The sequence below is a fragment of the Actibacterium sp. genome (assembly GCF_041584535.1).
Taxonomy (GTDB): domain Bacteria; phylum Pseudomonadota; class Alphaproteobacteria; order Rhodobacterales; family Rhodobacteraceae; genus Actibacterium_D.
The window spans coordinates 1-5741 of the sequence record NZ_JBFHDW010000170.1 but is presented as its reverse complement, the minus strand read 5'-3'; the positions used below and the strand labels follow the sequence as shown (position 1 = coordinate 5741).

Genomic DNA, 5741 nt, shown 5'->3' with positions numbered 1-5741 from the left:
TTGGGATTGAATTGCCGCGCGTTCGTCTTCTTTCTTCAGACCGGGGAAAGACATCTTGGTCTTGGGCGCATAGGCCTTGGGGTCGGTCAGGAACGCATCCAGCGCCGCCGCGTCCCAGGTCTGGCTGCTCATGTCCTGCAGCGTCTTGGAATAGCGGAAGCCCTCGACCGAGGCGGCCGCGCGGCCGAAAACGCCGTTCAAAACCGGGCCGGTCTTGTTCTTGGCACCCTCGCCGATCTCGTGGCAGGCCTTGCATTTCTTGAACAGGGACTCGCCTGCCGCAACCAGTTGCGGATCGGGCGCGCCGGTCGCCGGGGCGGCTTCGGGTGCGGCGGTGTCGGCCTCGGCCTCTTCCACCGGAGCCGGCGCAGCGGCGGCGGCCTTGGCCTTGGTTTCCTCAGGCGTCACGTCCAGAACTGCGGCGCGCATGGTGATCTCGACGCTGTCCTTACAGCCGGTCATGCAGGGCTCGCCCGTCCATTTCGGATATTCGGTCTCGGCCCGGTCATCGACGATGAAACCGCCGGCGTTGGGCATTTCGACCTCAAGAAAGTTCTCGTTCGACAGAACAAAGTCATCTTCGACCAGATCGTTCGAATACAGGATATAGGCGACGATCGCATAGACCTGATCCACCGACATGCTTTGCGCATTCCCGAACGGCATCGAGCGGTGCACATAGTCCCAGGTCGTCGACAGATACGGCCAATACGACCCCACGGTCTTCAGCGGATCGTCACGGTCCAGCGTGTCCATGCCACCTGCCAGCTTGGGCCAGTTGCCCGAGCCTTCGGCGAATTCACCATGACAAACGGCGCAATTTTCCGAAAAGACCATCTCGCCATCTTCGACCGACCCCGAGCCCACCGGCAAGCCGGTGCCATCGGGGCGCACGTCAAGGTTCCATGCCGCGACTTCCTCGGGCAGCGCCGGACGGCCAAGGCCCAGCTTATCGGCAAGCGCCGGGGCGGCGCCGATCAGGGTTGCCAGCGCAGTGCCGATCACCAGTTTACGATACTTCGACATTTTCCGCCTCCCCGTTGGCTTTGACCCACCAGGTCTGAATACAGTTGTTGTGATAGATCGAGTTCAGGCCGCGCACCTCGCGCAGCTGGGTTTTGGTCGGCTGCACATAGCCGGTGCTGTCCATCGCACGGCTTTGCAGGAACATCTCGGAACCGTCCCAGTCGATGTCCAGATAGAACCGGGTCAGGGCCATCGGCTGACCGGGTTGGGCCAGTCGGGCGGTCTGCCAGTTCTTGCCGCCATCGGTCGAGACATCCACGCGCTCAATCGCGCCGCGGCCGGACCATGCCAGACCGGTGATCACCAGCGGGCCGGGGCCGTGCTTGATCGGCGATTGCGGGCTGGGCGAGGTGACAACGGATTTGGCATCCATCACCCATGTCCATTTGCGGCTGGTGCCATCGGCCAGCGTGTCGGTGTATTTGCTGGTCTCTTCGCGGCTTTCCACCGGCGCATCGGTGACTTCGATGCGGCGCAGCCATTTGACCCACATGTTGCCTTCCCAGCCCGGAACCACCAGACGCACGGGATAACCATGTTCCATGCGCAGGGCCTCGCCATTGGCCTTGAAGGCGATCATGCAGTCATCCAGCGCCTTTTCCATCGGGATCGAGCGCCCGTTCGACGAGGCATCCGCGCCTTCGACATAGATCCATTTGTCTTTCAGATCGCCCGCCGCATCCAGACCCGCCTCTTCCAGCAGGGTGCGCAAGGACACGCCCGAATATTCCATGTTGTGGATCATGCCGTGGGTGAACTGGGCGCCATTCAGCTGGGCGCCAGCCCATTCCATGCCGGTATTGGCGGCGCATTCCAGGAAGAACACCTTGTTGATGCGCGGGAAACGCTCAAGGTCGTCATAAGTGAACACCAGCGGCGTATCGACCAGACCGTTGATCATCAGGCGGTAATCTTCCTTGCGCAGCTCGATCGCGCCCGAGTGGTGGCGTTCGAACGCACAGCCTTGCGGGGTGATCGTGCCATCCAGCGCATGGATCGGCGTAAAGTTGATCGAGCTGATCGGATCCGCTGTCAACCACGGCACGTTGCGACGGATCACGTCGGATTCGTATTTGATCGGCAGACCGTAAGGCGTGGCATCGACGCCATCGCCAAGCTGTTGCGCCCACGGCTGAATTTCAGTGATCAGCGGATCACCGGCGGCATGTGCCATCCCGCCTGCGGCCACGGCCCCACCAGCGGCAAGGCTGGCTTTGAGAAAGCCGCGCCGGGTGGACCAGGGGTTAGAGCTGTTTGTCATCGCAGCACCCTCCGTTTCAGATAGAAGTGTCTTTTGGCTGAGGTGATCGGTCATGCGCCCGTCACCTTGACCGATTTGTTCGGGTCGATGGTGATCGTGCCCTGACGTTTGATATAGCTTTCAACCACATCCCAGATCGGCGGCCCTTCGGTGCCCTCATTAACCGAGGCCCAGCCCGAAACGACATAGGTTTTCGAGGGGTCGATGGATTCGCCGGTTTTCAGCAGCGTCATGTTGGTGATGCGGCTGCCTTGCGGTTTCGAGATGTCGATGTGATAGCCCATGCCGCCGACGCGCACCATGTCGCCGCCCTGTTGGTAATAGGGATCGGGGTTGAACAGGTTGTCGGCCACATCTTCCAGAATGATCTGGATGGTCTCGCCGGTCATCTCGCTGCGATAGGCGTTCGGATAGGTCATCGAGGTGGCGTTGAACAGATCCTCGCGGGTGATCGCATCGCCGGGGATCAGGCTGGGCCCCCAGCGGAAGCCGGGCGACATGGCGATATCGGCCTCGCGTTCGTCGATCAGGGCGTTGCAGATCAGATCGTCCCACGTGCCGTTAAAGTTGCCGCGGCGATACAGCAGGCTGTCGGTGTGACCCAGAACTTCCGAGAGTTCGGCCTCATACGGCGCGCGCTCGGCGTCGATCAGGGCGGCCACATCCTTGTCGGCCTCAATCACGTCGGCAAACACCGGGATCAGCTTGTGGCGGAAGCCCATCAGCTGACCGTTCTGCACGTCCAGATCCAGACGGGTGACGAATTTGCCGTTCGACCCCGAGGCAATCAGCATGGTCTTGCCGACCATCACCGGCTCGGACAGGGCGTCATGGGTGTGGCCGGTCAGGATCACGTCGATGCCATCGACCTGCCCTGCCATCTTGCGGTCCACGTCAAAGCCGTTGTGTGACAGCAGCACGACCAGATCGGCACCGGCATCGCGGACTTCCTGCACCACTTCGGCCATACGTTCTTCGCGCACGCCAAAGCTGAGGCCGGGGAACATCCATTTCGGGTTGGCGATCGGCATATAGGGGAAGGCCTGACCGATCACGGCAATCTTGGCGCCGCCGCGTTCGAACATCTTGTAGGGCTCGTAGGCGGGCTCGTCCCATTCGGCGTCAAAGATGTTGGCGCCAAGGAACGGGAAATCCAGACTTTCGACGATCTCGTTCACCCGGTCGATGCCCAGCGTGAATTCCCAATGCGAAGTCATCGCGTCAGGTTTCAGCGCGTTCATCACGTTGACCATGTCCTGCGCGTCGGTCTTGAAGCAGGTATACGAGCCATGCCACGTGTCGCCGCCATCCAGCAGCAGCGCGTCGGGCCGGTCGGCGCGGATGTGGTTCAGAATGGTCGCCACCCGGTCCAGCCCGCCCATACGGCCATAGGTTTTCGCCAGCGCCGAAAAGTCCTGATAGGTCAGGGCATAGGCCTCGGGCGTGCCGGGGGTCAGGTTGAACATCTTGAGGAAATCAGCCCCGGTGACATGCGGCGGCAGACCAGTGGCCGCGCCGACGCCCAGATTGATTTCCGGCTCGCGGAACCAGATCGGTTTCATCTGACCGTGAATGTCGGTGACATGGATCAGGGTGATGTTGCCGTAGGTGTCAAAGCCCAAAAGGTCGTCCTGCGTCAGCACTTGCTGCGCGGCCAACCGGGACCAGTTACCGACGCCAGAAGCGCCATAAACAGCAGATGCCGCCACGGTGGCCTGCAAGAAATCTCGCCGCGAGATCATCCGAATGCTCCCTTTGCCAAGAACGCAGGATCAGTTATTACATGCGTTTCTTTGAATATTTAGAAATAGAGAAGGCCCGCGCGAAGTCTTTCGCACGGGCCGGTCTTTTAGTTGCGGACCGACGGACCTTCGACCGACAAGCCATTGCCGCGCGAGGCGACATAAAGTTCCAGCGCGACGAACTCGGGCGAGCCTTCCTTGAAGGTCTCGGCGCGGGTGTCGCGGATGCAACCCTTGAACCGGTTGTGGATCGAGTTCAGCTTGGCGTTTTTCAGACGATACGACGGGAACGCGTTGATCTGACCCTGACTCAGGTGATCGGCGCGGATCCAGTCGTCGTAATGGTCTTCGTGGCAGTTGGCGCAGGACAGTTCCAGCTGACCAAAGCGGGTATAGTAGATATCTTTACCCTGCTCCCACGTTTCCTGAGCCGGACCATCGATTTTCACATCAACGGGCATGCCGCGCGACTGAAGCGTGATCAGAGCGGTCATGTTGACCATCTCGGACGAGTTCCAGCCCCATTTCTCGGCGCCCATGCGGTTGGTGACGCAATCGTTGATATACATCTCCATGGTCCAGACCGAACCAGCGGCCTCGTTCCATTTCGGCATGACCGCTCGCAGACCTTCCATCGACGACGGGTCGCCGTGGCAATCCGCACAGGATTTGCCATCGCTGCCCATCGCGGTGTTCCAGGTATCAATCGCCTTGTCCACGAAGATCATGCCCGGGTTGTCGAAATCGTCCACCTGCAGTTGCTGGGTGTCTTCCGAACGGAAGGTCCAACCCGAGCGGATGGTGTCGATGCCCTCCATGTGAGCGGGGGCCTTGGTCCACGTCACGATTTCAGTCTCGCCATTGATGACCAGAGGCGTGTCTTCAGCTGCGTTGGCAATGCCAGCGCCAAAGGCCAGCATCGCCGCAACCGAAGTGACTGCCTTGAGCGATGTAAGTTTCATGCGTATCCTCCCTGATTGATGAAACAGTCGCTCAGCCGATCGCGATCGGCTTGGACTCTTCGTAAACCGACCCGTCATCGTCATACCAGGTGAACTTGAACTCACCGGCTTCGTCGACCTTGGCTTCGAATTCGAAGTAAGGGTTGGTCGAAATCGCCGATTCCATCTGAACGTCGATGACGTTCTGACCGTTAAAGTCGCAGGTAAAACGGTGAATGATCGAGCGCGGGATCGGATTGCCATTGCTATCCTTGCGCTGGCCCGATTCCATCGGGTGGCTGATCAGCGTTTTCAGAACAACGCTTTCGCCAACTGCCGCGGTTTTCGGAACCTTGACGCGGGGTTTAACATCAGATGCCATTTCTCATTACTCCCTAAATCAGCCGCCGCAGCCGCCGATGGTGACTTTCACGGTGTTCGCGGTGCGCACAAAGCTGCCATCGGCCATTTTCGCGATGGCGATCACCTCTTGGGTGCCGGCCAGACGAATACGGGTCGAGGCGCTTTGCGACGCAGCCAGCGGACCGAAATTAAAGGTGCAGACGGCGGGCGTCGGGTTGCCCGAGGCCAGCAGCATGATCGAAGCTGCGCCCGGCGCAGAAACGCTGACCGGAACGGTGTTGCCGTTTTCTGCGATTTCCGGGCTGGTCAGGGTCAGACCACCCTCGCCGATGTCAGCGCCGCCGGTGAAGGCCGCGATGGCCTCGTCAACGCTGGCCAGGGCGCTGATCGGCAGGGCGGCGATGGCCG

The 5741-nt window shown here is 60.5% G+C and carries 6 protein-coding genes; all 6 read right to left on the bottom strand.

Going from position 1 to position 5741, the window contains the following annotated elements; all coding sequences use genetic code 11:
* Window positions 1-1026, bottom strand: a 1026-nt coding sequence (locus ABYW26_RS09445) for a c-type cytochrome (RefSeq protein WP_372604561.1), incomplete at its 3' end; no start/stop codon positions are given.
* Window positions 1010-2287, bottom strand: coding sequence for a sulfite dehydrogenase (gene soxC, locus ABYW26_RS09440; protein WP_372604560.1), 1278 nt, complete (start codon window positions 2285-2287; stop codon window positions 1010-1012). The genes ABYW26_RS09445 and soxC, both read right to left, overlap by 17 nt.
* Window positions 2288-2337: 50 nt before the next feature.
* The gene (soxB, locus tag ABYW26_RS09435; protein ID WP_372604558.1) at window positions 2338-4029 is read right to left on the bottom strand and encodes a thiosulfohydrolase SoxB; all 1692 of its coding nucleotides are present in this window, start codon (window positions 4027-4029) and stop codon (window positions 2338-2340) included.
* A gap of 107 nt (window positions 4030-4136) precedes the next feature.
* The gene (gene soxA / locus ABYW26_RS09430; protein WP_372604557.1) at window positions 4137-4991 is read right to left on the bottom strand and encodes a sulfur oxidation c-type cytochrome SoxA; all 855 of its coding nucleotides are present in this window, start codon (window positions 4989-4991) and stop codon (window positions 4137-4139) included.
* 31 nt (window positions 4992-5022) lie between these two features.
* The gene (soxZ, locus tag ABYW26_RS09425; protein ID WP_372604555.1) at window positions 5023-5352 is read right to left on the bottom strand and encodes a thiosulfate oxidation carrier complex protein SoxZ; all 330 of its coding nucleotides are present in this window, start codon (window positions 5350-5352) and stop codon (window positions 5023-5025) included.
* An 18-nt stretch (window positions 5353-5370) separates the two neighbouring features.
* On the bottom strand, window positions 5371-5741 hold a 371-nt coding region (soxY, locus tag ABYW26_RS09420), incomplete at its 5' end, for a thiosulfate oxidation carrier protein SoxY (protein ID WP_372604554.1).